General features: G+C 74.7%; 23 protein-coding genes and 2 pseudogenes. 8 read left to right on the forward strand and 17 right to left on the reverse strand.

Annotated elements, in window-relative coordinates:
- Nucleotides 1-37 precede the first annotated feature (37 nt).
- The 3 genes and pseudogenes from rho to AB0M97_RS11860 all read right to left on the reverse strand — a co-directional run bounded on the left by rho (nt 38) and on the right by AB0M97_RS11860 (nt 2,745).
- Nucleotides 38-1,178 (reverse strand): annotated as a pseudogene (gene rho, locus AB0M97_RS11850) (transcription termination factor Rho).
- Between the two features lie 275 nt (nt 1,179-1,453).
- Nucleotides 1,454-2,281 carry a class I SAM-dependent methyltransferase gene (locus tag AB0M97_RS11855; RefSeq protein ID WP_365960646.1) on the reverse strand — a complete coding sequence of 276 codons (828 nt, stop codon included), beginning with the start codon at nt 2,279-2,281 and terminating at the stop codon, nt 1,454-1,456.
- 71 nt (nt 2,282-2,352) lie between these two features.
- Nucleotides 2,353-2,745, reverse strand: coding sequence for a nuclear transport factor 2 family protein (locus AB0M97_RS11860; protein ID WP_365960647.1), 393 nt, complete (start codon nt 2,743-2,745; stop codon nt 2,353-2,355).
- Nucleotides 2,746-2,815: 70 nt separating this feature from the next.
- Here AB0M97_RS11860 and AB0M97_RS11865 point away from each other — a divergent pair, with 70 nt between their 5' ends.
- Nucleotides 2,816-3,379, forward strand: a complete 564-nt coding sequence (locus AB0M97_RS11865) for a PadR family transcriptional regulator (RefSeq protein ID WP_365960648.1) — start codon at nt 2,816-2,818, stop codon at nt 3,377-3,379.
- 5 nt (nt 3,380-3,384) lie between these two features.
- Nucleotides 3,385-4,137 (forward strand): class I SAM-dependent methyltransferase, encoded by a 753-nt coding sequence (locus tag AB0M97_RS11870; protein WP_365960649.1) that lies wholly within the window; start codon nt 3,385-3,387, stop codon nt 4,135-4,137.
- Here the strand turns inward: AB0M97_RS11870 and AB0M97_RS11875 are convergent.
- From AB0M97_RS11875 to AB0M97_RS11905, 7 genes and pseudogenes are all read right to left on the reverse strand, one after another.
- On the reverse strand, nt 4,107-4,853 hold the full coding sequence (locus tag AB0M97_RS11875; protein WP_365960650.1) for a GntR family transcriptional regulator: 747 nt from the start codon (nt 4,851-4,853) through the stop codon (nt 4,107-4,109). The two genes, AB0M97_RS11870 and AB0M97_RS11875, sit on opposite strands and share 31 nt — an antisense overlap.
- Before the next feature lie 131 nt (nt 4,854-4,984).
- Nucleotides 4,985-6,142 carry a serine hydrolase domain-containing protein gene (locus AB0M97_RS11880; protein WP_365960651.1) on the reverse strand — a complete coding sequence of 386 codons (1,158 nt, stop codon included), beginning with the start codon at nt 6,140-6,142 and terminating at the stop codon, nt 4,985-4,987.
- Between the two features lie 132 nt (nt 6,143-6,274).
- On the reverse strand, nt 6,275-7,243 hold the full coding sequence (locus AB0M97_RS11885; RefSeq protein WP_365960652.1) for an acetylxylan esterase: 969 nt from the start codon (nt 7,241-7,243) through the stop codon (nt 6,275-6,277).
- Nucleotides 7,244-7,427: 184 nt separating this feature from the next.
- Nucleotides 7,428-8,018 (reverse strand): hypothetical protein, encoded by a 591-nt coding sequence (locus AB0M97_RS11890; protein ID WP_365960653.1) that lies wholly within the window; start codon nt 8,016-8,018, stop codon nt 7,428-7,430.
- A 201-nt stretch (nt 8,019-8,219) separates the two neighbouring features.
- Entirely contained in the window at nt 8,220-8,990 is a 771-nt protein-coding gene (locus AB0M97_RS11895; protein ID WP_365960654.1) for a ferredoxin reductase, read from the reverse strand.
- Nucleotides 8,983-9,588 (reverse strand): sulfite oxidase-like oxidoreductase, encoded by a 606-nt coding sequence (locus AB0M97_RS11900; protein WP_365960655.1) that lies wholly within the window; start codon nt 9,586-9,588, stop codon nt 8,983-8,985. The genes AB0M97_RS11895 and AB0M97_RS11900 overlap by 8 nt, the downstream gene beginning before the upstream one ends.
- Before the next feature lie 137 nt (nt 9,589-9,725).
- Nucleotides 9,726-9,995, reverse strand: a pseudogene (locus tag AB0M97_RS11905) (MarR family winged helix-turn-helix transcriptional regulator); the annotation flags it as partial.
- A 175-nt stretch (nt 9,996-10,170) separates the two neighbouring features.
- Between AB0M97_RS11905 and AB0M97_RS11910 the strand changes: the two are divergent.
- Nucleotides 10,171-10,968, forward strand: coding sequence for a putative protein N(5)-glutamine methyltransferase (locus tag AB0M97_RS11910; protein ID WP_365960656.1), 798 nt, complete (start codon nt 10,171-10,173; stop codon nt 10,966-10,968).
- Nucleotides 10,969-10,997: 29 nt separating this feature from the next.
- Here the strand turns inward: AB0M97_RS11910 and AB0M97_RS11915 are convergent, their stop codons facing one another.
- The gene (locus AB0M97_RS11915) at nt 10,998-13,022 is read right to left on the reverse strand and encodes a SpoIIE family protein phosphatase (protein ID WP_365960657.1); all 2,025 of its coding nucleotides are present in this window, start codon (nt 13,020-13,022) and stop codon (nt 10,998-11,000) included.
- Nucleotides 13,023-13,997: 975 nt separating this feature from the next.
- On the opposite strand from AB0M97_RS11915, the gene AB0M97_RS11920 reads away from it, so the two are divergent.
- The 4 genes from AB0M97_RS11920 to AB0M97_RS11935 all read left to right on the forward strand — a co-directional run bounded on the left by AB0M97_RS11920 (nt 13,998) and on the right by AB0M97_RS11935 (nt 18,117).
- Entirely contained in the window at nt 13,998-14,870 is an 873-nt protein-coding gene (locus tag AB0M97_RS11920; RefSeq protein ID WP_365960658.1) for a hypothetical protein, read from the forward strand.
- Between the two features lie 116 nt (nt 14,871-14,986).
- Nucleotides 14,987-15,358 (forward strand): hypothetical protein, encoded by a 372-nt coding sequence (locus tag AB0M97_RS11925; RefSeq protein WP_365960659.1) that lies wholly within the window; start codon nt 14,987-14,989, stop codon nt 15,356-15,358.
- Nucleotides 15,359-15,518: 160 nt separating this feature from the next.
- On the forward strand, nt 15,519-17,534 hold the full coding sequence (locus AB0M97_RS11930) for an NADPH-dependent 2,4-dienoyl-CoA reductase (protein WP_365960660.1): 2,016 nt from the start codon (nt 15,519-15,521) through the stop codon (nt 17,532-17,534).
- Between the two features lie 31 nt (nt 17,535-17,565).
- The gene (locus AB0M97_RS11935; RefSeq protein ID WP_365960661.1) at nt 17,566-18,117 is read left to right on the forward strand and encodes a PadR family transcriptional regulator; all 552 of its coding nucleotides are present in this window, start codon (nt 17,566-17,568) and stop codon (nt 18,115-18,117) included.
- Nucleotides 18,118-18,245: 128 nt separating this feature from the next.
- On the opposite strand, the gene AB0M97_RS11940 is transcribed toward AB0M97_RS11935, so the two are convergent.
- Together AB0M97_RS11940 and AB0M97_RS11945 are read right to left on the reverse strand one after the other, a co-directional pair.
- Nucleotides 18,246-18,800, reverse strand: coding sequence for a hypothetical protein (locus AB0M97_RS11940; RefSeq protein WP_365960662.1), 555 nt, complete (start codon nt 18,798-18,800; stop codon nt 18,246-18,248).
- A 169-nt stretch (nt 18,801-18,969) separates the two neighbouring features.
- Nucleotides 18,970-19,902, reverse strand: coding sequence for a fibronectin type III domain-containing protein (locus AB0M97_RS11945; protein WP_365960774.1), 933 nt, complete (start codon nt 19,900-19,902; stop codon nt 18,970-18,972).
- Between the two features lie 457 nt (nt 19,903-20,359).
- Here AB0M97_RS11945 and AB0M97_RS11950 point away from each other — a divergent pair, with 457 nt between their 5' ends.
- Nucleotides 20,360-21,055 carry a glycoside hydrolase family 75 protein gene (locus AB0M97_RS11950; RefSeq protein ID WP_365960663.1) on the forward strand — a complete coding sequence of 232 codons (696 nt, stop codon included), beginning with the start codon at nt 20,360-20,362 and terminating at the stop codon, nt 21,053-21,055.
- 44 nt (nt 21,056-21,099) lie between these two features.
- On the opposite strand, the gene AB0M97_RS11955 is transcribed toward AB0M97_RS11950, so the two are convergent.
- The 4 genes from AB0M97_RS11955 to AB0M97_RS11970 form a co-directional block, all read right to left on the reverse strand.
- The gene (locus AB0M97_RS11955) at nt 21,100-21,510 is read right to left on the reverse strand and encodes a PTS fructose transporter subunit IIA (RefSeq protein WP_365960664.1); all 411 of its coding nucleotides are present in this window, start codon (nt 21,508-21,510) and stop codon (nt 21,100-21,102) included.
- On the reverse strand, nt 21,503-22,111 hold the full coding sequence (dhaL, locus tag AB0M97_RS11960) for a dihydroxyacetone kinase subunit DhaL (protein WP_365960665.1): 609 nt from the start codon (nt 22,109-22,111) through the stop codon (nt 21,503-21,505). Before dhaL ends, AB0M97_RS11955 begins: the two co-directional genes overlap by 8 nt.
- A 50-nt stretch (nt 22,112-22,161) precedes the next feature.
- Nucleotides 22,162-23,154: a dihydroxyacetone kinase subunit DhaK gene (gene dhaK / locus AB0M97_RS11965; RefSeq protein WP_365960666.1), complete on the reverse strand. Its 993-nt coding sequence runs from the start codon at nt 23,152-23,154 to the stop codon at nt 22,162-22,164.
- A 214-nt stretch (nt 23,155-23,368) separates the two neighbouring features.
- Complete coding sequence (locus tag AB0M97_RS11970; RefSeq protein WP_365960667.1) at nt 23,369-25,252, reverse strand: SpoIIE family protein phosphatase; 1,884 nt, start codon at nt 25,250-25,252, stop codon at nt 23,369-23,371.
- Nucleotides 25,253-25,277: the final 25 nt, after the last annotated feature.

Consider the following 25,277-nt stretch of genomic DNA (forward strand, 5'->3'; position numbering starts at 1 on the left):
GGTGGCCGTGCGCCCGGATGCCGGGCGCGGCGGCCGGTCAGCCGACGGGCAGCGTGGGCTGGACGAGCCGCAGGAAGGCCGCGTTGTCCGGGGTCTGCCGCATCCGCTCCAGGATCGTCTCCAGGCCGGTCTGGCCGTCCCGGCCGCGCAGCACCCGGCGCAGCCCGTGCACGGCGGTCAATTCGGCCGGGGTCAGCAGGATGTCCTCACGGCGGGTGCCGGAGCCGTCGATGTCGACGGCGGGGAAGACCCGGCGGTGGGCGAGTTCGCGGCTGAGCCGCAGCTCCATGTTGCCGGTGCCCTTGAGCTCCTCGAAGTAGAAGTCGTCGGCGCGCGAGCCGGTCTCCACCAGGACGGTGGCGAGGATGGTGAGCGAGCCGCCCTCCTCGGCCTGCCGGGCGGCGCCGAAGAACCGCTTGGGCCCGTGCAGCGCCGCCGCGTCGACCCCGCCGCTCAGGGTGCGGCCACCGGAGGAGGCGGCGTTGTTGTGGGCCCGGCACAGCCGGGTCAGGGAGTCGAGCAGGATGACGACGTCCTCGCCCGCCTCGACGAGCCGCTTGGCCCGCTCGATGACGAGCTCGGCGAGGGCGATGTGCTCCTTGGGCGCCTTGTCGAACGTCGAGGAGTACACCTCGCCGCGCACGGAACGCCGCATGTCGGTGACCTCCTCGGGCCGCTCGTCCAACAGGACGACCATCAGCCGGCAGCCGGGGTGGTTGCCCGCGACGGCGGCGGCGAGCTGTTGCAGCAGGACGGTCTTGCCGGTCTTCGGCGGGGCCACGACGAGCCCGCGCTGGCCCTTGCCGACGGGGGCGATCAGGTCGGTGACCCGCCCGGTCAAGGAGGCCGCCGGGTGTTCGAGCCGCAGCCGCTCGTGCGGGTGAAGTGGTGTCAGGTCCTGGAAGTGGCGCCGGGCGCGCCTCCTGGGCGGGGCGTCCGTTGACGCGGGCGACCTCGGTGACGGAGCGCCGGTCGCCGCGTACGCCGTCGACCAGGTCGCCCTTGCGCAGGCCGTACCGGCGGATCAGCGCGGGTGCGACCTGCGGGTCGGCGGGCGTGGGCACGAAGTCCGCCGCGCGCAGGTGTCCCTTCCCGGCCGCGTCGATGTCCAGGACGCCGGTGACGGCCCGTACGGGAGTCTGCTGCTGGACGGGAGGGTGTTCGAGGGTGGTGGTCATGAGGGCCGGTCCTTTCACGGACGGAAGGCATGAGTCGTGCGGAGAGAAGGGGGGGAGAAGCCGCGCGGGAGGCTGGCAGCGCTCCGTCGGGGCGGCGGGAACAGCACCTCGAACGCGCGGTGCGGAAGGTGCCCGGAAGCCACTGGACCGGTCGATGCGCGACGGCGGTCAGCGAGCTGGAGGAGAGATGAACCGGCACCGGCGCCCGAACGGGGCGTGCACAGGTGCTGACCGCACTTTACCACCGGCGGGCGATGTCCACCGTGAACGAGGTCTCAGCGGGTGGCGAGCAGGCCGTACAGCAGGGGGATGCGCGGCTCGGGGAGCCGCCACCAGCCGGAGTCGGTGCGCCGCATGTGCGGCCAGCGCTGCCAGGGGAGTTCCTCGGTCTCCCGCAGGCTCCGGACGGTCAGTCCTGCCCCGGTCAACGCGTTCAGCACCTCGCCCATTCCGTGTGCCCACTCGTAGCTGTCGGTGGCGCCCTCGACGGCCGGGCCGTCGGTGTAGGTGTGCGCGGCGTCCCGGAGCACGGGCCCGGCGCCGCCCAGGTAGTCGTGGCGCAGCAGCAGCTCGGGGCCCTCGCCCGGTGCGGGCGTCGGGCCGAGGGCGCTGAGCACGGGGTGGAACTCGGCGACGTACAGCCGGCCGCCGGGGCGCAGGAGCCGGGCGGCGACGTCCGCCCAGCGGTCGAGGTCGGGCAGGTAGCACAGGGCGCCCTTGCCGGTGTAGACGACGTCGAAGCGCCGTTCCCCGAGGGCGTCCACGGCGTCGTACACATTGGCCTGGACGTACCCCACCTCCAGGCCCGCCTTGTCGGCGATGTCCCTGGCGGCGGCCACGGACGCCGACGAGAAGTCGAGGCCGGTGGTCCGGGCGCCGCGCCGGGCGAAGGCGAGCGTCTCGGTGCCGAGGTGGCACTGGAGGTGGAGCACGTCCCGGCCGGTCAGCTCGCCCAGGTCGTCCCATTCGAAGGGCGCGAACCAGCGGGCCGGGTCCAGGTCCTGGTCGAGCCCGTAGAACCGGCTGGCGACGTGGACGGGGGTGCGGGCGTCCCAGTTGGCCTGGTTGGCCCGCATCATGCGCGCGAGCTCGTCGGAGGTCATACGGCCATCCAACACCCGGCGTCCGGCGCGCGGGCAGCGGAACGCCGGACGGGGCGCGGCGGGCGAGCGGTTCAGGCCGACGGGGCGTCCCCGGCGATCCGGTCGAGGCGTGCCCCCATCGCCTCGGCGAGCGCCTGAACGCCCGACAGCGGCCGGACCATGACCATGAGGCTGTCGACCAGCCCGTCCTCGCCGACGTGGAGGATGTCGCAGCCGTCGATCCGGCGGTCGCCGACCCGCGCGGTGAACACGAGCGTGTGGTCGCGGCCGTCCGCGCTGCTCGTCTCCGCCACGTACCGGAAGTCCTCGAAGACCTGCACGACGTTGCGCAGGATCGCCGCCGTGATCGCCTTGCCCTGGTACGGCTTGAACACCACCGGGCTGGAGAAGACGACGTCCTGCGCCAGCAGCGCCTCGGCGGCGTCGAGGTCCTGGGCCTCGACGGCCTCGCGGAACGCGCGCATGGGATCACCTCATAGTCAACGAGTTGAATAAGTGCGGATGAGAATAGTCACCTGCTGTTACGGTGTCCACATGTCCCTCAAGTACGCCGTTCTGGCCGCCCTGCTGGAAGGCGAGGCCTCGGGCTACGAGCTGTCCAAGGTCTTCGACGTGTCCCTGGCGAACTTCTGGCCCGCGACCCCCCAGCAGCTCTACCGGGAACTGGAGCGCCTGGAGCGGGACGGGCTGATCAAGGCACGGGTGGTGCAGCAGGAACGACGGCCCAACAAGCGGATGTTCACGCTCACCGAGGCCGGCCGCGAGGATCTGCGCGCCTTCGCCGTCGAGCCGCCCCGGCGGCCCGCCGCCCTCCGCGACGAATTCATGATCAAGATTCAGGCCATGGACGGCACCGACCCCGAGCGGATCCGCGCCCTCATCGAGGAGCGCATGTCCTGGGCGCGCGCCAGACTCGGCCGCTACCAGCGGGTCCGCGAACGGCTGCTGGACGGGCGCACCGAGGACGAGTACCTGCGCGAGGGCGACCGCATCGGCCCCTACCTCACCCTGCTGGGCGGCATCGCCTTCGAGGAGGAGAACCTGCGCTGGTGCGAGCGCGCGCTCACCGTCCTGCGGCAGCGCGCCCCGCTGGGCTGAAGCCCGTGTTCGGCCCCCGAGGACCCCGCCTGCGCGAACTCGCCGTCCAGGCACTGTCGTCCGTCGAGCGCGGCTACGACCTGCTCGCCCCGAAGTTCGACCACACCCCCTTCCGCACCCCCGAGCCGGTGCTCGACGCCGTGGCCGCGGCCCTGGCGCGCCTCGGTCCCTTCGGCGCCGGGCTCGACCTGTGCTGCGGGACCGGCGCCGGGCTCGGCGTGCTGGCGAAGGTGTGCCGCGACGGCGTCACGGGCGTCGACTTCAGCGCGGGCATGCTCGCCGTCGCGCGCGAGCACACCCGGGCCACGCGCCCGCCGGTCTCCCTGGTGCGTGCCGACGCCCGCGCCCTGCCGTTCGGCCGGGCCTTCGACCTCCTGGTGAGCTTCGGCGCGTTCGGGCACTTCCTGCCGCGTGAACTGCCCGGACTGTTCACCCAGGTCCACTCCGTGCTGCGTCCCGGCGGCAGCTTCGCGTTCCCCGTGCTCGCCCCGCCGCGGCCGAGCAGCCCCGTGTTCTGGATGCTGCTCGGCTTCGACACCGCGATGCGGGTCCGCAACGCCGTGTGGCGTCCGCCGTTCGTCATGTACTACCGCGCCTTCCGGTACGGGGACGTGGTAGGGGAGTTGACGCGCGCGGGCTTCGACGTCGCAAGCCATGCCCTGCCAGAGCTGGGCCACCGCCGCGACGGCAGTCCGCACGCCCGCCTGGTGGTGGCCCGGCGCCCGCGTCACACCGCGGACGGCAGCGTGAACTCGTAGACCAGCGCGTCCCGTTCGGCGTCCACCACCAGGTCGGTGATCTCCAGGGGCCGCCCGTACTGGTCGTGCACCCGCCGCGTCACCCGCACCGACGCCGCGTCGGACGGCCGGGTGATCGTGTCCCGGTGATGCAGCGTCAGGCCCGCCCGGCGCATCCAGTCGTAGGCGTGCCGCAGGTGCGCCTCGGCGTGGGCGCCGGCGCGGTGCCGGTAGCGGGCCAGCTCCTCGACCTCGGCGAGCGCCACGGCGGAGAACGACGTGAGCGCCGTGCGACGGGCGCCGCCGTCCGCCGTACCGGACGCGTAGCGGTGCACGAGGGTGGGGCGCCCGGGCGCCAGCCCCAGCGCCTCGGCGTGCTCGGCCGGGGGGGTCTCCCAGCTGACGCCCGCCCGGTCCCCGCCGCCCGGTTCGGCCGCGCGGGCGCCGACCGGGAAGGTGAGGGACGCCGGGCTCTGGGACGGCAGTGCGGGCAGCGCGGCATGGCTGCCACGCCGGTCGGTGGCGACCTGGCCGTCCCGGCGCAGGATCTCCAGGGCCTGCCGGACGGTCTCCCGGCTGACGCCGAAGTGGCCGGCCAACTGCCGCTCGCCCGGCAGCCGTTCGCCGGGCCGGATGGTTCCGTCGTGCAGTTCGCCGAGCAGCTCCGCGGCGATCCGCCGGTACAGCGGCGGACCGCCGGCGAGCGGACGGTCGTGCGAGGTGGTGGTGCGGGCCATGCCGCGACCTCCTGTTGGTGACGTGCGGTAGCCGTACGGGCTCGGTACGCCACCAGATCTAACATTGGTCTAAACCAATAGGGAAGGGCGGGTCGCCGGTTCGGCTGAAACGTCACCCGCCCCTCGCCTGCTCACAACACGCCGTACACGGCCTCGACCAGCGCCATCTTCCGCGGGTCGTCGGCGATGCGCGGCCCCATGCGGTTCATCACGTACCCCAGCGAGACGCCCGCCTCCGGGTCGGCGAGGCCGCAGGAACCTCCCGCGCCGTCGTGTCCGAAAGCCCGCGGATTCGGCCCGTACGAGCCGTGCGGGCCGCTCAGCCACAGGCCGAGGCCGATCTCCATCTCACGGTCGAGGCCCGTTCCCAACACCAGGTCCCGGCAGCTGCCCTGCCCCTCCCGGACCCGCTCCGCGGCGGCCCGGGACAGGATGTGGTGGCCGTCGACGGTGCCCCGGCCCGCGAAGATCCCGTACAGCGCCGCGACGGCCCGCGCCGTGCCGTGCCCGTTCGCCGCCGATATGTCGGCCGACCGCCACTCGGGCGAGTTGGCCTGCGCCGCGCCCACCCCCGGGTTGGCCAGCGCGGCGCGGGCCACCGGAGGCAGCTGGGCGAACGCCTCGGCCCTGCCCGGCGCCGGGGCGTGCGTCAACTCCGCCGCCCGCCCCCAGCGCTTCTCCGGCAGCCCCACCGTGAAGTCGATGCCGAGCGGCCCGGTCACCTCCCGCTCCAGGAACGCCCCCGGCAGCAGCCCCGACACCCGCCGCACCACCTCACCGACCAGGAAGCCGTACGTCAGCGCGTGATAGCCGGAGACGGTGCCCGGCTCCCACCACGGCTCCATCGCCGCGAGCCGCTGCGTCGTCAGCTCCCAGTCGCACAGCTGCGCGAACGAGTGCGGCTCCCGCAGCCCGGCGAGCCCGGCCCGGTGCGACAGCAGGTGCCGTACCAGGACGCGCTCCTTGCCCGCCGCGGCGAACTCCGGCCAGTACGCGGCCACCGGCGCGTCGAGGTCGAGCAGCCCGCGGTCGGCCAGAATGTGCGCACACAGCGCCACCGGGCCCTTGGTCGTCGACCAGACGTTGACCGGCGTGTCCCGCTCCCACGGCCGGGTGCGGCCCGGGTCGGCCCACCCGCCCCACAGGTCCACGACGGTCACGCCGTCCACCAGCACGGTCACGGCGGCGCCCAGCTCGCCCCGGTCCCCGAAGTTCTCCTCGAACGCCGTACGCACCGCCGCGAACCGCGCGTCGCAGTGACCGTGAACTCGTGTCTCGTGCCCGGGCACGGGCCCTCCCTCGTCGCAGGAACCACCAGCGGAAACATCCATGGCGAAAACCCGGGCCGCGCACGCGGCCCGGGCAGAACGTACCGACTGGTCGGACTGGAGGGAACCCCGGGAACGGCCCGGCGGCCGGAATCAGCCGCGCGACGCCAGCCAGCGCAGCTTGGCGGCCTCCTGGAAGGGGCCGCCGCCCTCGTGGTCGTTGAAGTCGTACACCTCGATCGCCTTGTCCTCGTGCGCCCAGGCGTTGTACGCCGCGTACACCGTCGACGGCGGGCACGTCTGGTCCTCCAGCGCGGCCGAGAACAGCGCCGGGGCCGTGCCGCGCGACGCGAAGTGCACACCGTCGAAGTACGACAGGGTCCGCAGGATGTCGTCGGTGCGCCCGCGGTGCGTCTTCAGGTAGAGGCCGATCTCGCGGTACGGGTGCTTGTCCGTGAGCGTCACCGCGCGCGGGTAGTCGCACAGGAACGGCACGTCCGGCGCGATGCCCGCGAGGTCCGGCACCAGGCCGCCCACGGCGAGCGTGATGCCGCCGCCCTGGCTGCCGCCGACCGCGACCGTGCGGGTGGCGTCGGCCAGCGGGTGCGAGCGGGCCGCCTCGACGGCACGCACCGCGTCCGTGAACACGCGCCGGTAGTAGTAGTTCTCCGGGGCGTCGATGCCGCGCGTCATGAAACCGGGGTACGCGGGCGCGCCGCCCACCGGGTCCGGGGTGTCGCCCCCGGCGCCCCAGGCGCTGCCCTGGCCGCGGGTGTCCATCACGAAGTGCGCCCGTCCCGAGGCCGCCCACAGCAGGTGCTGGTGCGGCAGGCCCCGGCCGCCCCCGTACCCGATGAACTCCACGACCAGCGGCAGCGGTCCCGCGGCCCCGGCGGGCACCGTCAGCCAGCCCTTGACCGGGTGACCGCCGAACCCGGCGAACGTCACGTCGTACACCCGCACCTCGGTCAGACCCGTGTCCACGGGCTCGAAGCGGGCGTCCAGGTCGTGTTCGCGGGCCTCCTGAAGCGTCTTCGACCAGAACGCGTCGAAGTCCTCCGGCTCGGTGGACGCGCTGCGGTAGGCGCGGAGTTCGTCGAGAGGGAGGTCGAACAGGGCCATGGGGGACCGCCTTCTGAAAGGACCGGGCGAGTGATCGCAGACACCGTACGCGGGCGGTGGAAGGGCTTGCCAGACCCTTCTCGACTGACGGAACGGTGGTCGACACATCGAACGGGCGAGCAGCCGAGCGGTCGGACGGCGGTGGACTGCCTGGCGGGGCGAGGCGTCTGCTGAGACCGGTGCCTCACGCCCGGCGGCGCGTCCACTCGGGCTCGGTGCGGGCCCAGGCCTCTTCCCACTCCGCCAGCCGGCGCCGCATGGCGACCCGGCGTACGGCCCAGTGCGCGCCGAGGACCACGGCGGCGGCACCGCCCGCCGCACAGAGCCCGAACGTGACCGCGTAATGCCAGACGGCGGCGCCGTCCACCGGGGGCGGCACGCTGCGGCCCCGGGAGTCGAGCCACACGTCGACCTTCTCGCCCGCGCGCGTGCCCGACGGGACGCGGGTCGTGACCGTGCGCGGCGCCTCGCCCGGCTCGGTCCAGCGGACTGTCGCCCGGTACGAGTGCAGGGTGCCGGACTGCACCGAGGACGACGAGCCGGAGAGGGAGGCCCGCCCGACCACCTCGGCGCGGACCAGCCGGCGTTCGGCGCGCTGCTCGGCCGCCACCGTCCGCGCCTCGTCGTGCGCCCACCAGGCGGTGACGACACCGGCGACGGGCGCGCCCACCCACAGCAGCACGGCGACGGCCAGTACCGTCCACGCCTCCACCACGTCCGACCGGCGCCGTAGTGGATTGGGCGGCCTGCGCCGGCCGCGCACCATGGTTCGCATGTCGACCTCCTCGCCGTCCGAGCGGCCGGAGGGACGGGCGGCCACCGGACAGGACCGCGTCCGGCGCCGCCGGGCTCCGCACCGCGCCGCGCGCCGGGCACCCGCATGCTTCTGGTACCCCGTCCCGCGGGCTTCCCCCATCGCACGGCGGGCGCGGTCACACAGGCACAGGCCGGGGCGCCGCCGATCCTGGGGCGGTCGTCAGCCGAAGCGTTCGATGCGGATGCGGTCCACGGGCTGCCCTGCCGCCACGAGCAGGCGCGAGGCGTGTTCGGCGAAGGCGTTGGAGCCGCACACGTACGCCTCCCACCCGCCGGACGGCGGCTCGGACAGGAACGGCGCCAGGTGCGCGGCCGTCATCCGGCCCACCGGCACACCCTCGGGCGCGCTCCGGGTGAACACGGGCGTGGTCTCCGCGCCGAGCTCCCGCGCGTAGATCAGCTCGTCCGGGCTGCGCGCCGACACCAGCAGCCGCAGCGGCACGTCGAGGCCGCGCGCCCGGTGGTGCCGGATCATCGACATCAGCGGGACGACCCCGGAGCCCGCGCCGATCAGCAGCGCGGGCCGGTCGCCGGGCCAGGCGAAGAAGCCGCTCACCGGACCGCGCACCTCCACCCGGTCCCCGGGCCGGGCCACCGTGTGGAACCAGCCGGAGACCTCGCCGCCCTCGACGCGATCCAGCGTCAGCTCGACGTGCCCGCCGTCGTCCGGCGCGGAGGCGATCGAGTAGTGCCGCTGGGCCGTGTAACCGTCCTCGGCGGTCAGCCGCAGCAGCAGGTGCTGGCCGGGAAGGTGTCCCGGCCAGCCGGGCACGGCGAACCGGAACGTCGCCGCCCCGGGAGTCTCGCGCCGGATCTCCGTCAGCGTGGCCGTCCGCCACACCGCGGCCGTCCGCTCGCCGACGGCGATGCGTCCGGGCACGGCGAAGCCGGTCGGCGGAGTGAAGGTTCCCGTCGTCCGCGTCTCAGTCACCGGCGTACCGCTGTTCTTCCCAGGGGTTGCCGCGGTCGTGGTAGCCGTTGCGCTCCCAGAAGCCGGGCTCGTCGTGGTCGAGGACGTGGATGCCCGCGATCCACTTGGCGCTCTTCCAGAAGTACAGGTGCGGCACCAGCAGCCGCGCCGGGCCGCCGTGCTCGGCCGGGAGCGGCCGTCCGTCGTACTCCCAGGCGATCCAGGCCCGGCCGCCGGTCAGGTCGGCGAGCGGGAGGTTCGTGGTGTAGCCGGTGTGCGAGTAGGCGACCGCGTGCGTGGCCGGCTCCAGCGGCCGTACGGCGTCCAGGAACGCGTCCAGGGACACGCCCCCGAACCGCACCCCGAACTTCGACCAGCTCGTCACGCAGTGGATGGCGCCCTCGTACGCCGAGGCGGGCAGCTCGTGCGCCTCCTGCCAGGTCCAGGTGCGCGGCTCCGCCACGAGGCCGTCGATGCGGAAGGTCCAGTCCGCGGGGGCCAGCTCCGGGGTGACCTCGGCGGACAGGACGGGCCAGTCGTCGCCCGCGTCGTACTGGCCGGGCGGCAGCCCGGGGTCGGGGACGCGCGGGCGGCCGGTGAAGCCTCGGGTGACGTGCATGCCGGTGGTGCCTCCAGGCCGCCGCGAGGGCGGCCCGCCGATCGAGCGGACGAATCGCTTACGCATTCAACCGTACGGGTGGGTGCGGGGCGCCCGCACCCCGCACCCAGGCGGTCCACGGGGGCCGCGAGGCGTTTGTGGCGCAGCAGGTACGCGGCGAACCGCTCCAGGTCCTCGGCCGGCCTGTCCGTGAGCCGCCGCCGGACCACGGCCCGGCGGCTCTCGGTGACCTGCGCCGGGATGCGGCGGTCCGCCCCCGCCAGGTGCAGCGCGTGCACGCGGTGGTCCTGCGCGCGCCGCCGTGCGACGAGCCCGGCCCGCTCCAGGGCCGGCGCCTGACGGCTGACGGTGGGCTCGCCCAGGGCGTGGTGCGCGGCGAGATCCGTGGCGCGGCAGCCGTCCCGTTCGCCGGGTACTATCGCCGCACCCCGGCCGGGAAGCGTCCCGGCCGCCCAGGACACGAGGAGGTGAGACCCGTTGACGCCGTGTCAGACCGGGTGCTCTCACCTCGACGCAGAACGGATCGCCGACGGCAGGTGACCGCGAGGGCGCCCCTCGGCTTCCGAAAGGCTCCCGTTCACCATGACCACTGTCTCTCCGTCGTCCGTCGTCGCCGCGCTGCGCGCCGCGGGCTGTGTCTTCGCCGAGGACGAGGCGGAACTCCTCCTCGCCGCCGCCCGCACCCCTGAGGAACTCACCGCCCTCGTGGACCGCCGCGTCGCGGGCACCCCCCTCGAACACGTCCTCGGCTGGGCCGAGTTCCGGGGCCTGCGCGTCACCGTCGAACCGGGCGTCTTCGTGCCCCGCCGCCGCACCGAGTTCCTGGTCGAACAGGCCCTGGCGCAGGCGCCGGACGCCACGGTCGTCGTGGACCTGTGCTGCGGCTCCGGCGCCGTCGGCGCGGCCCTCGCCGCCGCCCTCGACGGCGTCGAACTGCACGCCGCCGACATCGACCCGGCCGCCGCGCGCTGCGCCCGCCGCAACCTCGCCGCCGCGGGCGGCCGGGTGCACACCGGCGACCTGTTCGAGGCGCTGCCCGGCGACCTGCGCGGCCGGGTCGGCATCCTCGCCGCCAACGTGCCCTACGTACCGTCCGGCGAGGTGCCCCTGCTGCCGTCCGAGGCGCGTGAGCACGAGCCGCTCGTCGCTCTCGACGGCGGCGCGGACGGCCTCGACGTGCTGCGCCGCGTCGCCGCCGGGGCGCGCCACTGGCTCGCGCCCGGCGGCTGCCTGCTCGTCGAGACCGGCGAACGGCAGGCACCGGCAGCCGTGGCGGCCTTCACCCGCGGCGGCCTCACCACCCGCCTCGCGGTCCCCGAGGAGCGCTACGCCCACGTCGTGATCGGCGTGCGGCCCTGGAGCGCCACGCCCACGTCGTGACCGGCGTACGACCCCGGGCCGCCGCGCGGCTACGGCAACTGGCGCGCGCAGGCGATGAGCAGCGCCACGTCGTCGGAGTTGTCGGGCTCCCGCAGCGTCCGCAGGAGGAGGTCGCACACCTCCTCCAGCGGGCGGTCCGGGCCGTCGAGCAGCGTCAGCAGCCGGGCGAGCCGCTCGTCGAGCGGGTCGCGGCGGGTCTCGACCAGCCCGTCGGTGTAGAACACCAGCCGGTCGCCGGGTTCCAGGCCGACGGTGGTGGTCGAGAAGGCGACCCCGCCCACGCCCAGCGGGGCCCCGGTGGGCAGGTCCAGCAGCTCGGGCGGCCGTCCGGCGCGGACCCGGACCGGCGGCAGGTGCCCCGCGTTGGTGATGCGGCACTGCCGCAGATGCGGGTCGTGGACGGCGTACACGCAGGTCGCGAACGCCTGGTCCAGGCCGGAGACGATCCCGTCGAGATGGTCCAGGAGCCGCTCCGGCTCCAGCGACAGGGAGGCCAGGGTGTTGGTGGCGGTGCGCAGCCGGCCCATCGTGGCGGCGGCCGTGATGCCGCTGCCCATCACGTCGCCCACCACGAGCGCGGTCCTGTCCCCGTCCAGGGGGATCACGTCGAACCAGTCGCCGCCGACCTCGCTGGTGGCGCCGGCCGGCTGGTAGCGGGAGGCGACCTCCAGGCCGCCCGTCACCGCCGGATGGCTCGGCAGCAGGCTGCGCTGCAGCGTCAGGGCCGTCTCGCGGGCGTTCTGGTACCAGCGCGCGTTGTCGATCTGCACCGCCGCGCGGGCGGCCAGTTCCCGCGCCAGCAGCAGGTCGTCGGCGCTGAACGGCAGCGGGTTGCGGGTGCGCTTGAGGTCGAGGGCGCCGAGCACCTCCCCGCGCGCGATGAGCGGCACGGCGAGATACGAGTGCACGCCCGCGCGTGCGAGCAGCGTGACCGCCTGCGGCGAGCGGGCGATGCGGGGCAGGTCCTCGCGGCGGACCTCGGGCACCATCACCGGGTCCCCGGTGCGCACGCACTCGGTGACCAGGCGGTCGGGCCCGTACCGGGCGACCTGCCCCGGCGGGTCGGCCGCCGCGAGCGCGTCCGGCGCGTTGTCCGCCCGCACCGCCAGGGCGCGGATCACCGCCGGCTCCGCGGGTTCCAGGCGGCAGCTGCGGCCCTCGACCACCGACTCCAGCAGGTCGACGGCGGCGACGTCGGCGAGTTCCGGCACCGCCACCTCGGCCAGCTCGCAGGCCGTGCGCTCCAGGTCCAGCGTCGTGCCGATCCGCGCGGAGGCGTCCGCGATCAGCGCCAGGCGCCGCCGCGCCGCCTCGGCCTCCACGCCCGCCCGGTACTGCTCGGTGACGTCCACGACCGAGCAGGCGACGCCGAGGACGTTCCCCAGGGCGTCCTCCAGCCGGTACAGCGACACGGCCCAGGCGTGGTCCTCGCCCGGGTCGGCGGGGGTACGTCCGATCCACTGGTGGTCGATGACCGGTTGCCCGGTGCGCAGCACCTGGCGCGCCGCCGCCTCCACGGACCCGGCGTTCAGCGACGGCAGGACGTCGCTCACCCGGCGCCCGATGTGGTCGGCGGCGGGCACGCCGTTGAGGCGTTCCAGCGCCGGGTTGACCGAGACGTACCGCAGCTCGTGGTCGAGGACGGCCAGCCCGATCGGCGACTGCGCCACCATCCGCGTCGACAGCGCCACGTCCTGCTCCAGCTTGAGCACCGTCGACTGGTCGGCCGCGAGCCCGAGGGCGTAGACGTCGCCCCGGTCGTCCAGGAGCCGCATGTTGCGGAACTCCACCAGGCGGGTCGTGCCGTCCGGGCGCCGGATCGGGAAGGCGCCGGCCCAGCCCTCGCCGGTCGCCATGACGTCCGCGAACAGCTTGACGACCAGATCGAAGTGCCGCTCGTGGACCATGATCCGCGCGGCGTACTGCCCGAGCGCCTCCCGCGCCGGATGGCCGAAGAGTTCCTCCGCCTGCGGACTCCACAACACGATCCGCCCCTCGGTGTCCAGCACGATCGACGCGACGCCGAGAACGTCGAGCAGCCCACTGGGCCGCACGGCACCGCGGGGCGGGTCGGGGGTGGGCGTTCCGGGAGCCGGGGCGGGCGTGTGAGGAGGCGGGCCCGGCGCGCCGGAGTCCGGCCCGTGCGGGGCGGGGTGGGGGCCCGCGGTACTGCCGCGAGCCGGGCCGGTCGCGCCGGGGCCAGGATCGGTGGGGGTGTGGCCCGGGTCGGCCGTGCCGTGGTCGTGCTCGGCCGCGCTGTGGTCGCGGCCCGCCGTGCCGCCGTCCGGCCCAGCCGCGCCGTGCCCCGGCGGAGACCCACCGGCGGAAGAGGGAGGCCCACCGGCCGAGGAAGCAGGCCCACCGGCGGGGGAGGCAGGCGCACCGGAAGGAAAGGCAGGCGCACCGAGCCCCGGGGGAGACCCATCGGGCCGCCCCGGGGGAGTCTCACCGGGCGACGGACCAGGTCCACCGGCGGCCGAGACAGGTCCACCGAACCCTTGAGAACCCCCGCCCCTCGCCGAACCCGCCCCAGCAGGCCCCAGCCGCCCCCAGTCCTCTCCCGACCCAGGGCGCGGGCCACCGCCGCCCCGTCCCGGCCCGGCACTGTCGCCCGGGAGGGACCCGGCGCTTCCGAGGGGAGACCCGGCTGCACTCATCGCACGCCCCGCCTTCGCCGATCCTCACGGCACGCCTCCCGGCTGCCGATCCCCTTCGTCCTACCGCGCCGCGCGGTTGCGCCCGGCCCGCGGCCTGTCCTGGCGCGCGCCGCACGGTTGGCCCGCCCGGCCCGCAGCTCGTCCTGTCGCGTGCCGCACGGTCGGCCCGCCGGCCCGCCGCCTGTTCCACCGCGCGCGGCATGTTCGTCCGCCCGATCCGTGGTCTCCCTCCACCATCCCCCAACCACGCGGTGACCGCTGCGCAAAATCCTCCGGACGGCACGGCGCACGGCCCTCATTGGTCTGTACATGACCGACACCACGGGCCAGACTGTCGCCGCACGCTTCCCGCCCCCCACGAGGAGCCGCCCCATGCCCCCCAGCCTCCGGCAACGTTGTCATGCCCTGCTCGCAGGACTCGTCACGCTCGCCACCGCCGCCGTCCTGGCCGCCGCCCCGCCCGCCTCCGCGGTCGGAACCCGGACCGAGGCGGGTTCCGACCGCGCCGATCCGCTGACCGAGAGCCAGGGTCTGACGTCGGTGGAGGTGCCGGCGAACAGCCCCAACCGCTACACCGGCATCGGCACCATCCCGGTCGGCGTCTCCACCCGCGGCTGGAACCACGTCGGCGACCCCGACGCCTCCTACGACGGCCACTACGTCGAGCCGTACCAGCGGGACGCGGGCGGCGCGAAGATGTTCCGCGTGCAGGCGCCGGGCGGCGGCTGGGCGGAGTACGTCCACGCCCTCGGCCCCGGCGAGGCCCCGAACAACTCCTGGGTCGCCATCTCGCCGGACGGCCAGTGGATGCTGTCGGGGGAGTGGGGCACGATGAACCGCCTGCTGGTCTTCCCGACCCCGGGCGTCAACCGCGCCACCTCGCCCTCGGCGAACCTCCCGCAGGCCGCCACCGTCCGCCTCGACCACCCCGTGCGCGACGTACAGGGCGACTTCGTCACCGCCACCCAGCTGCTGTGCTCCTCCGACGACCCGGAGGGCACGCTGTTCGGCATGACCAAGCCGCTCCTCCAGATCGACCTCTCCGCCGCGCCGAACGGCACCTCGGACGTGTCCGGGCACGTCACGGCGCTGCGCCGGCTGCCCCTTCGCAGCGCGTGCCCGGGCACCTTCGAGACGGAGGGCATCGACTACGACCGCCGGACCGGCACCCTGCGGGTGATCGTCGTCTCGCCCGGCTTCTGCGTCCTCACCGACAGCAAGACCTACCGCTTCACCCGCGGCTGACGGCCCGCACCGCCGCGCCGGTAGTGGTCGGGCGCGGGTGGTGCTTACCTGGGGGTGGGGCCGGCGTCCCGGGGCACCCGGGGCCCCGCACCCCCGGCCAGGAGAGGAGCGATCCGATGGACAGCGAGCGACCGCACCCGGAACACGTCTCGGTGGAGATCAGCGGCTGCGACAAGGACGACGCTCGGATCGTGTTCGGCGCGCTGTGCGCGTGCTTCGCGTCCGACCGGTGCGCCGACGACGTACCGGAGGACCTCTCGGACACCCGCCCCACCGTGTGGCTCGGCACGTTCGACGTGGCCGACGCGCGCGAGGGCACCCGGCCCGCCGCCCGCCTGTCGTCCCCCGTCGTCGCCGACGCGCACGGCGGCTACTGGGCGATCGACCGGTTCCGCGCCACCCTCGATTCGCTGTTCACCGTGCACCACCACAGCACGGTGCCGGGCGACCAGGAGGAGGAGCTGCACGTGCGGCTGGAGAGCCGTTGAAGCCGTACCGCCGGTGACGAACAGGCCCGCCCCGGTCCGTCGCGGACCGGGGCGGGCCGCGGCGTGTCCGGAGTCACCCGCGACCCATTGTGCAACTAGTTGCAAAAGGTGTCCGCGCTGCCTTAGAACTGAGGGCACGACACCGCGCACGGAGGGTCCGATGAGCCGTTTCCCGCATCTGCTGAGCCCGCTCGACCTGGGTTTCACCACGCTGCCCAACCGGGTCCTGATGGGCTCCATGCACGTCGGCCTGGAGGAGGCCGAGCGGGGCTTCGAGCGCATGGCGGCGTTCTACGCCGCCCGGGCCCGCGGCGGAGTCGGCCTCATCGTCACCGGCGGCATCGCGCCCAACGACGAGGGCAGGCCGTACGAGGGCGGCGCCCGGCTCACCACCGAGGACGAGGCGGAGCGGCACCGGATCGTCACGGACGCCGTGCACCGCGAGGGCGGCCGGATCGCGATGCAGATCCTGCACTTCGGCCGGTACGCCTACCACCAGGACCTGGTCGCGCCCAGCCCGCTCCAGGCGCCGATCAGCCCTCACGTGCCGCGCGAGCTGACCGACGCCGACGTGGAGCGGACGATCGAGGACTACGCCCGTGCCGCCCGCCTCGCGCGGCAGGCCGGGTACGACGGCGTGGAGATCATGGGCTCCGAGGGCTACCTCATCAACGAGTTCATCGCCGCGGGGACCAACCACCGCACCGACCGCTGGGGCGGCTCGTACGAGAACCGGATGCGCTTCCCCGTCGAGACCGTGCGGCGGGTGCGCGAGGCGGTCGGCGAGGACTTCATCCTGATCTACCGGCTGTCCATGCTGGACCTGGTGCCCGGCGGCTCCACGCTGGACGAGGTGATCACGCTCGCCAAGGCCGTCGAGGCGGCCGGCGCGACCATCATCAACACCGGCATCGGCTGGCACGAGGCCCGCATCCCCACCATCGCCACGTCGGTGCCGCGCGGCGCGTACACCTGGGTGACCAGGCGGCTGATGGGCGAGGTGTCCGTCCCGCTCGTCACCACCAACCGCATCAACACCCCCGAACTCGCCGAGAGGTTGCTCGCCGAGGGCGCGGCCGACATGGTGTCGATGGCCCGCCCGATGCTCGCCGACCCCGACTTCGTCGCCAAGGCCGCCGCCGGCCGCCCCGAGGCGATCAACACGTGCATCGGCTGCAACCAGGCCTGCCTGGACCACACGTTCAGCGGGAAGATCACCTCCTGCCTGGTCAATCCGCGCGCCTGCCACGAGACCGAGCTGGTGCTGTCCCCGACCAGGCGGCGCAAGCGCGTCGCCGTCGTCGGCGCCGGACCGGCCGGCCTCGCCTGCGCGGTCTCCGCGGCCGAACGCGGCCACGACGTCACCCTGTTCGACGCCGCCGGCGAGATCGGCGGGCAGCTCAACGTCGCCCGCAAGGTCCCCGGCAAGCAGGAGTTCGACGAGACCCTGCGCTACTTCCGCACCCGGCTCGACGAGGAGGGCGTACGGGTCCGCCTGAACACCTGGGTCGGCGCGGACGACCTCGCGGACCACGACGAGGTGGTCGTCGCCACCGGCGTCACCCCCCGCACCCCGGACATCCCCGGCGTCGACCACCCGAGCGTCGTCGGCTACCTCGACGTGCTCCGCGACGGCGCCCCGGTCGGCGACCGCGTCGCGATCCTCGGCGCGGGAGGCATCGGCTTCGATGTCGCCGAGTTCCTCACCGACGGCGGCGACAAGGCGCACGAGGACCCGGAGACGTACTTCCGGCTCTGGGGCGTCGACACCGACTACCGCGCGCCCGGCGGACTCGCCGCGCCCGAGCGGCCCGCCCCGCCGCGCACCGTGCACCTGCTCCAGCGCAAGCCGACGAAGGTCGGCGCCAACCTTGGCAGGACCACAGGATGGATCCACCGCACCGAGCTGAAACACCGCGGCGTCACCATGGTCCCGGGCGTGCGCTACGACCGCATCGACGACGCCGGACTGCACATCACCGTCGGCCAGGAGAGCACGGTCCTCGAGGTCGACACCGTCGTGCTGTGCACCGGCCAGGAACCGCGCCGGGGCCTCTACGACGAGCTGCTCGCCGCCGGTCGCGGCGCGCACCTCATCGGCGGTGCCGACGTGGCCGCCGAACTGGACGCCAAGCGCGCCGTCAAGCAGGGCACCGAGCTGGCGGCGGCGCTGTAGGGGCGGGCGGGGCACTCCCTAGGATGAGCCCATGTCACTCCCGCACGCGATCCTCACCGCCCTGCTGGAGAAGCCGTCGTCGGGGCTGGAGCTGACCCGCCGCTTCGACAAGTCGATCGGCTTCTTCTGGTCCGCGACGCATCAGCAGATCTACCGCGAGCTGGGAAAACTGGAGGCAGGGGGATACATCCGCGCCCTGCCGTCCGAGCAGCCGGCCCGCGGCCAGAAGAAGAACTACGAGGTGCTGCCCGCGGGCCGCGCCGAACTGGCCCGCTGGACCGCCACCGCGCAGGACCCGCGGCCGATGCGCGACCCGCTGGCGGTGCGCCTGCGGGCCGCGGCCGTGGTCGGCACGGCCGGCATCGAGGAGGACCTCAGACGCCATCTCGATCTGCACGAACGGCAGTTGGCGCGGTACCGGGAGATCGAGGAGCGGGACTTCCCGCCCGGGCAGGACGGCCCGCAGGACAGGCTCAGGCACCTGGTACTGCGCGCGGGCATCGACCTGGAGACGTTCTGGACGCGGTGGCTGCGGCAGGCGCTCGCGGAGTTCCCCGAGGTGCCCGGCCAGGACCCGGCATGACGGCGGCCGCCCGCCCGGAGCACCTCGGACGGGCGGCCACCCTCATGCCGGACGGCACGGTGCGCGTCGGTACCGCCCACGTGCCGGACGCGCCGGGCACATCGGTACCGCTCACCTGCCCGGACCCGTCAGAAGCGGTACGGCTTCTGACGGCGCCGCAGGTACCAGGCCGTGGCGAACACGCCGGACCCGACCAGGAGCCCGCCGCCCACGAGCGTGACGGTGCCGTAGTCGCGGGCCGCGCCGCCGACGCCGCCCATGACACCGCGCGACGGCGACGCGGAGACCGTCGGTGAGGCCGTGGCCGACATCGTCGGTGTGGCGGGGGAGGAGACCACGACGGACTGGGTGCCCGCCGTGCTGTTGTTGGAGCACATGACGATCACGGTGTAGGTGCCCGGACTCACGTCCGACCAGGTGGCGGACTGGCCCGAGCCGCTGCCCGACAGGGACGCCTGACGCCCCTGGGCGAAGCTCGACTGGCCGCTGCTGAGCAGGGAGGCCGTGCCCCAGCTGCCGTTGAGCTGGGCGCAGGCGGTGGTGGTGACCGAGACCGTCGAGCCGGTGGTGCTCACCGAGATACCGGGGTCCGCGTGCGCGGACCCGGCGGCCAGGGCGATCGGCAGCGCGGCGGCGGCCGCCACGGTCAGGCCGGTGCGAAGGTGTGGCGATGAGTTGCGCATGTGGACTGCCCTCCGGCGGCACGGTTGGCGGTACATCCCTTGCGCCGCCGAGGATCGGGGAACGCCCGTGCTGCCTCGGAGTCAGCCAACGTGCCGCCGGCCGGGGCCGCACTCCCACCGCACCCGTGCAGGTGACGCGTTCCTTCGTCCGGCGCAGTGCGGCGGGCCGTCAGCGCGCGCCGGTCGTCACCGTCCGCTCCGCCGAGAACCCGCCCCACGTGCCGTCCGGCAGCTTGGCCCGCACGCGCACCCGGTGCGTGACCCCCGCCTCGGCGTAGAAGCTGTGGGTGGCCCGCCCGCGCGGCACGGTCCCGCCGTAGACGAGCGACGTGGCGGGCTTGCCGTCGAGCTGGATCTGGTACTCGGTGATCACGCCGTCCGTGCGCGGCGGCACCCAGCTGAGGTCGATGTGGTACGCCCCGTCCACCCGGCGGGTCGAGGCCCGGAAGTCACCGGGGGCGGTGGCGCGTCCGTCGTCGGAGCCCGGCGTGGTGAGCCGGACGGCGGCGCCGGCGGGGGAGAGGTTGTCGGCCGCGTCCCGGGCCCGGACGGTGAACGCGTACCGCGTGCCGGGCCTGAGCCCCGTCACGACGGCCGCCGTCTGGTTCCCGCCCACACTGTGGACCTTGGTGTCGCCCTGATAGATGTCGTACGACACCACGCCCCGGTCGTCCGTCGACGCCGACCAGGACAGCTGGACCATCCGGCTCCCCGCCGCCCGGCCCCGCGCGGCACCGGGCCGGGTCGGAGCCGACCGGTCCGCCGCGCCCGCCGCGGGGGTCGTCGCCCGGACCTCCCGGCTGGGCGGTCCGAGCCGCCCGTCGGCGTTCCGCGCCCGCACGGTGAAGACGTACGCGGTGGAGGGCCGCAGCCGGGTGACGTCCACCATGTGCCGCGAGGCGGGCACGTCCACGACCTTCCTGGGGCCGCGGTACACCTCGTAGTGGGTGATGTCGTCGGCCCCGGGCAGGGCGTTCCACATGACGTGCACGCTGGTGGCGCTCCCCGCGTCGGCGGTGACACCCGTGGGGGCGCCGGGCAGCCGGCCGCCCTCGTTGTCGTCCGCGCCCGCCCAGCCGCAGGACGTGACGAACACGAGCACCGCGCAGCACGCGGCGCGGCGGTACAGGGCAGCGGCGGAGGGAACGCCTCGCACGACTCGGCCTCCCGGGACGGGTCCGACGGTCACGGCAATGGTCCGGACCAATATGGACCGGGGATGCGCCCACATCAAGAGGGCCGCCGCTGCCGACCGCCTCGCGGCATTACGTATGCTGACACTCCGTACGGCCGAACTCCTCGGGGGCATCGGGGAGTTCGTGCCGGTGGGCGCGGACCGCTGTCGTCGCCGTCACCGCGCCGACGCGGGGGCCGGGTGACCGAGCCGACACCGGCCGGACGCCCGGCCCCCGCAGACTTCCGGCAGCGGCTGGGGCCGCCGACCCCTGCCGGCACGGCCGGGCATGCACCGTACGGCCCCGCACCAGTGGCGCGGGTCGCCGATGCGGGACCAGATTGGGCCGAGTGTCCCCCAGTGTCCCCCGGGAAGGCCCAACATCGTGCGTGCCCAGTGCCTGATGGTGGCCACGGCAGGCGCCGCCCTGCTCGCCCCCACGACGCTGCCCACCCCGCCCCCGCAGCCCTCCGCCCAGTCGGTGCTGCCGCACGCGGGCGCCGTCCGCGCCGCCGACCTGCTCGCCAGGGCACGCGACTGCGAGCAGGTCTCCCGCGGCCGGTACCGCAGCGACGTCGGCAGGCCCGCCGACATCCCGGTGTGCGGCACGCGCGACGCCGTGTACTGGAAGGCCGACCTCGACATCGACTGCGACGGCCGCCCAGGACCCCGCTGCAACGCGCGCACCGACCCGCTGTTCTCCGACATCACCGCCTTCCCGCAGTCCGACGGCCGCCCGCTCAGCGCCGAACTCCTCCCCTACGTGGTGGTGCCCGGCCCGAGCCGCGTCTGGGACTACCGCGAGCACGGCGTGCGCGGCGGGACCGTCGTGGCCGTCGTCCACCGCGACCGCGTGCGGTACGGGGTCGTCGGCGACGTCGGCCCGCGGGACATCATCGGCGAGGCGTCCCACGCCATGGCGCGCTCGCTCGGTGTCCGCCCCGACCCGCACGGCGGCGGAACGGACGCCGAGGTCACCTACATCGTCTTCAAGGACAGCCGGGTGGCACCGATCGAGGACCACAGGGCGGCCGTGATGACGGGCGAGCGGCTGGCACGGCAGTTCGTCCGGGGCGGCTGAGCGGCCCGAGCGCCGCCGTGGGGACGCCGAACGCGTCGGGCGGCTCACACCTTCCGGTACGTGTACGCCTCCGCCGCCGCCGCCTCCACGGCCGCCAGGTCGGCTCCGGCGGACGCCGTGACGACCGCCGCCACCGCGCCCTCGACGAACGGGGCGTCGACCAGGCGCGTGCCCTCGGGGAGTTCGTCGCCCTCCGCGAGCAGTGCCTTCACCGTGAGCACCGCGCTGCCGAGGTCGGTCAGCACCGCGACCCCGGCCCCGCGGTCCACCGACGAGGCCGCCGCGGCGATCAGTTCGGCGCTGGTGCCCAGCCCGCCGTCCTCGGTGCCGCCCGCCGCGGCGACCGGCGCCGTGACCCCGCCGCCGGCCAGGCCCTTCGCCAGTTCGGCCACCGAGGCGGCCACCTGCGCGCTGTGCGACACCAGCACGATCCCGACCAGCTTCCCGTCACTCACCGCGCGCCTCCGCCGCCTCGGACAGCCCGGCGACGAGCAGCGCCGCCGAGGTGGCGCCCGGGTCCTGGTGCCCGATGCTGCGCTCCCCGAGATAACTGGCCCTGCCCTTGCGGGCCTGCAACGGCGTCGTCGCCTCCGCGCCCTGCTCGGCGGCGGCGCGCGCCGCGGCGAAGGAGTCGCCGAGGGCGTCCACGGCCGGGACCAGCGCGTCGATCATGGTCTTGTCGCCCGGCGCCGCACCGCCCAGTGCCATGACCGCCTCCACCCCGGTCCGCAGCGCCCGGGCCAGCTCCTCCTCGCTGACCTCCGCCCCGTCCCCGAGCGCCTTGCCGGTGCGGCGCAGCAGCGTCCCGTACAGCGGGCCCGAGGCCCCGCCGACCGTCGACACGAGTTGCCGCCCGGCCAGCATCAGGACCGCGCCGGGCGTGCCGGGGGCCTCCTTCTCCAGCACGGCCGCCACGGCCCGGAAGCCGCGCTGGAGATTGCTGCCGTGGTCGGCGTCGCCGATGGGGGAGTCGAGGGCGGTGAGGCGTTCCGCCTCGCGGTCGACGGACGCGGCGGTCGCCGTCATCCAACGGCGGAAGAAGTCGGCGTCGAGCACTGGATCTCCTTGCCTGGTAGGTATGCGTGTGATCCCTTACACGTTCGCCGTCACGTGCCCCACCGCAGGGCCGGCGTGTTCACCGGCGCGTCCCACAGCCGCAGCAGCTCCTCGTCGATCTGGCAGAGGGTGACCGAGGCGCCCGCCATGTCGAGGGAGGTGACGTAGTTGCCGACGAGCGTGCGGGCGACGGCGACACCGCGGGCCGCGAGCACCCGCTGCACCTCCGCGTTGAAGCCGTACAGTTCCAGCAGCGGCGTGGCGCCCATGCCGTTGACCAGCACGAGGACCGGGTTGCTCGGCGTGAGGTCCGCGAGGATCGCCTCGACGGCGGCGTCGGCGATCTCCCCGGAGGTCATCATCGGCCGCCGCTCCCGGCCGGGCTCGCCGTGGATGCCGACGCCCAACTCCAGCTCGCCGGGCGGCAGATCGAAGGTGGGGCTGCCCTTGGCGGGCGTGGTGCACGCGCTGAGCGCCACACCGAAGCTGCGGGAGTTGTCGTTGACCTGCCGGGCCACCGCCTCCACCCGCTCCAGCGGCTGCCCCTCGTCGGCGGCGGCGCCCGCGATCTTCTCCACGAACAACGTGGCGCCCGTGCCGCGCCGCCCGGCCGTGTAGAGGCTGTCGGTCACCGCCACGTCGTCGTCGACCAGCACCTTGGCCACCTGGACGCCCTCGTCCTCGGCGAGTTCGGCGGCCATGTCGAAGTTGAGGACGTCGCCGGTGTAGTTCTTCACGACGAACAGCACCCCGGCCCCGCTGTCCACGGCCGCCGCCGCCCGCACCATCTGGTCGGGCACCGGAGACGTGAACACCTCACCCGGGCAGGCCGCCGACAGCATGCCGGGCCCCACGAAACCTCCGTGCAGCGGCTCGTGCCCCGAGCCGCCACCGGAGATCAGGGCGACCTTCCCGGCCACGGGCGCGTCCCGCCGCACGATCACGCGGTTCTCCACGTCGACGGTCAGCTCGGGATGGGCGGCCGCCATGCCGCGCAGCGCGTCCGCGACCACCGTCTCGGGAACGTTGATCAGCATCTTCATGAGTACCTCCTGGTGACGGGTCCGGAAGCCTGCCCTGGCAGTATTGCCCGCTGACCGGGCACGGGTCACGCGTGTACCCCGACGGAGATGCCGGGGCCCCGCGGAGCGTGCCTTCCGCCCGGAATGCTCGGGCAGTGGGCCCACTGGGGCGACGATGCCTGCCAGTCACCGCCGCCGCGGGGGCAGGCTCACCACACGCACCTGACCGCCGTTCTCACTCGCCCGGCACCTCCAGCTCGAACCACACCACCTTGCCCGTGCTCACCCGCGTCGCGCCCCAGCGGTCGGCGAGCTGGTCGACCAGCCACAGGCCGCGGCCGCCCTCGTCGCTGAGCTGGGCGTGGCGCATCCTCGGCACCAGCGGCGAGTCGTCGCCGACCTCGCAGCGCAGCACGTCCGTGCGCAGGATCCGCAGGCTGATGGGCCGGGTGGCGAACCGTACGGCGTTGCCGACGACCTCGCTGACCAGCAGCTCGGTGGTCTCCAGCAGGTCGTCGAGACCCCAGCGGCGCAGCGCCCTGCGGGCCAGCCGACGGGCCTGGCCGGCGGTGCGCGGATGGGGCGCGAGGTACCAGTAGGTGACGGTCTCCGGCTCCACGCCCTCCAGCCGGGCGGCGAGCAGCGCCACGTCGTCGTGCCGGTCGCCGTGGCCCAGGGTGCGCAGCGCCTCGTCGCACAGCGCCTCCAGCGGCGGCGGCCCGGCGGGGCGGGCGGTGGCGTGGCCGTCGAGCCGGGCGGCCAGCTGCTCCACGCCCGTCTGCAGGTCCGAACCGCGGGACTCCACGAGGCCGTCGGTGTAGAGCATCAGCGTCGCCCCGGCAGGCGCCGCCATCTCGGTCGCCTCGAAGGCGCAGCCGCCGACCCCGATCGGCACCCCGGTCGGGATCTTCATGATCTCGGCGGTGCCGTCCGGGTGGACGAGCAGCGGTGGCGGGTGGCCCGCGTTGGCCAGCAGCATGCGCTGCTGCACGGGGTCGTAGAGAACGTAGAGGCAGGTCGCCATGTGCTGACCGCCGAGCCGCTCGGCCTGTTCGTCCAGGTGGTGCAGGATCTCGGCCGGGGGCAGGTCGAGACCGGCCAGTGTCTGCACGATGGTGCGCAGCTGGCCCATGATCGCCGCCGACGTCACGGAATGCCCCATCACGTCGCCGATGACGAGGGCGACGCGGCTGCCGGGCAGCGGTATCGCGTCGTACCAGTCGCCGCCGACCTGTGCCGTGCGGGAGGCGGGCAGGTAGCGGCTGGCGAGGCGGACGCCGGTCGGCTCGGGCAGCGACTGGGGCAGCATCGCGCGTTGCAGCGCGTCCGCGACGGACGCCTCGTGCCCGTACCGTACGGCCTTGTCGATGCCGAGGGCGGCGAGCGTGGCGAGCTGGGAGACGACGAACAGGTCGTCGTCGGTGAAGGCGGGCCGGTGGGCGCCGCGGGTGAGGACGAGGACGCCCATGGCGTGTTCGCGGCCGAGGAGCGGGGCGACGATCGAGCGGCGCCCCGCAGGGCCCGCCGCGGGCCCGAGCATGTCCGCCAGCACGGCGGCCGTCGCCGGGCCGTCCCCGAAGACGGGCCGCCGGCCGCGCAGCAGCCCGGCGAGCCGCCGGGTGACCGCCATGGGCAGGGCGCCGTCCGGGGGCGCCGTGCCGTGGGCGCGCAGGACGGTGGGGGCGTCCGGGGCGCCGTCGGCCAGCGGCAGCGGATGCCGCAGGAAGACGTGCGCCCGGTCGGCGTACGCGGGCACGGCCGCGGCGGTCAGCTCGCGCAGCGTCTCGTCCAGCTCCATGGACCGGGTGATCCGCCGCGTGGCCGCGTCCAGGAAGCGCAGCCGGTCCGCCCGGGCCCTGGCGGCCGACGTGCGGGCGGCGTGCGCACCCGCGGCCCGGACACGGGTGACCGGGCCGCGCCGCTGCGGGGAACCCGTCCCGTCCGGCCGTGACGGCATCCCGTCGCCGCGGCCGGCGGGCGCGAGCGGCGGCCCCCCGCCCCGCTCGCCGTGCGGCGGCAGCGGCGCGGGGGAGAGGGGCGCTGCCGCGGAGCCGTCCGGGCGGCCGGCTCCGTCGGCCGCACTGCCGGGGTCCGCGTGTGCCGAGGGGTGTTGCGTCACGCGTGTCCTTCCCTCTGTGCGGTGC

The sequence above is a fragment of the Streptomyces sp. NPDC051207 genome, assembly GCF_040682395.1.
In the GTDB taxonomy this organism is placed as follows: Bacteria; Actinomycetota; Actinomycetes; order Streptomycetales; family Streptomycetaceae; genus Streptomyces.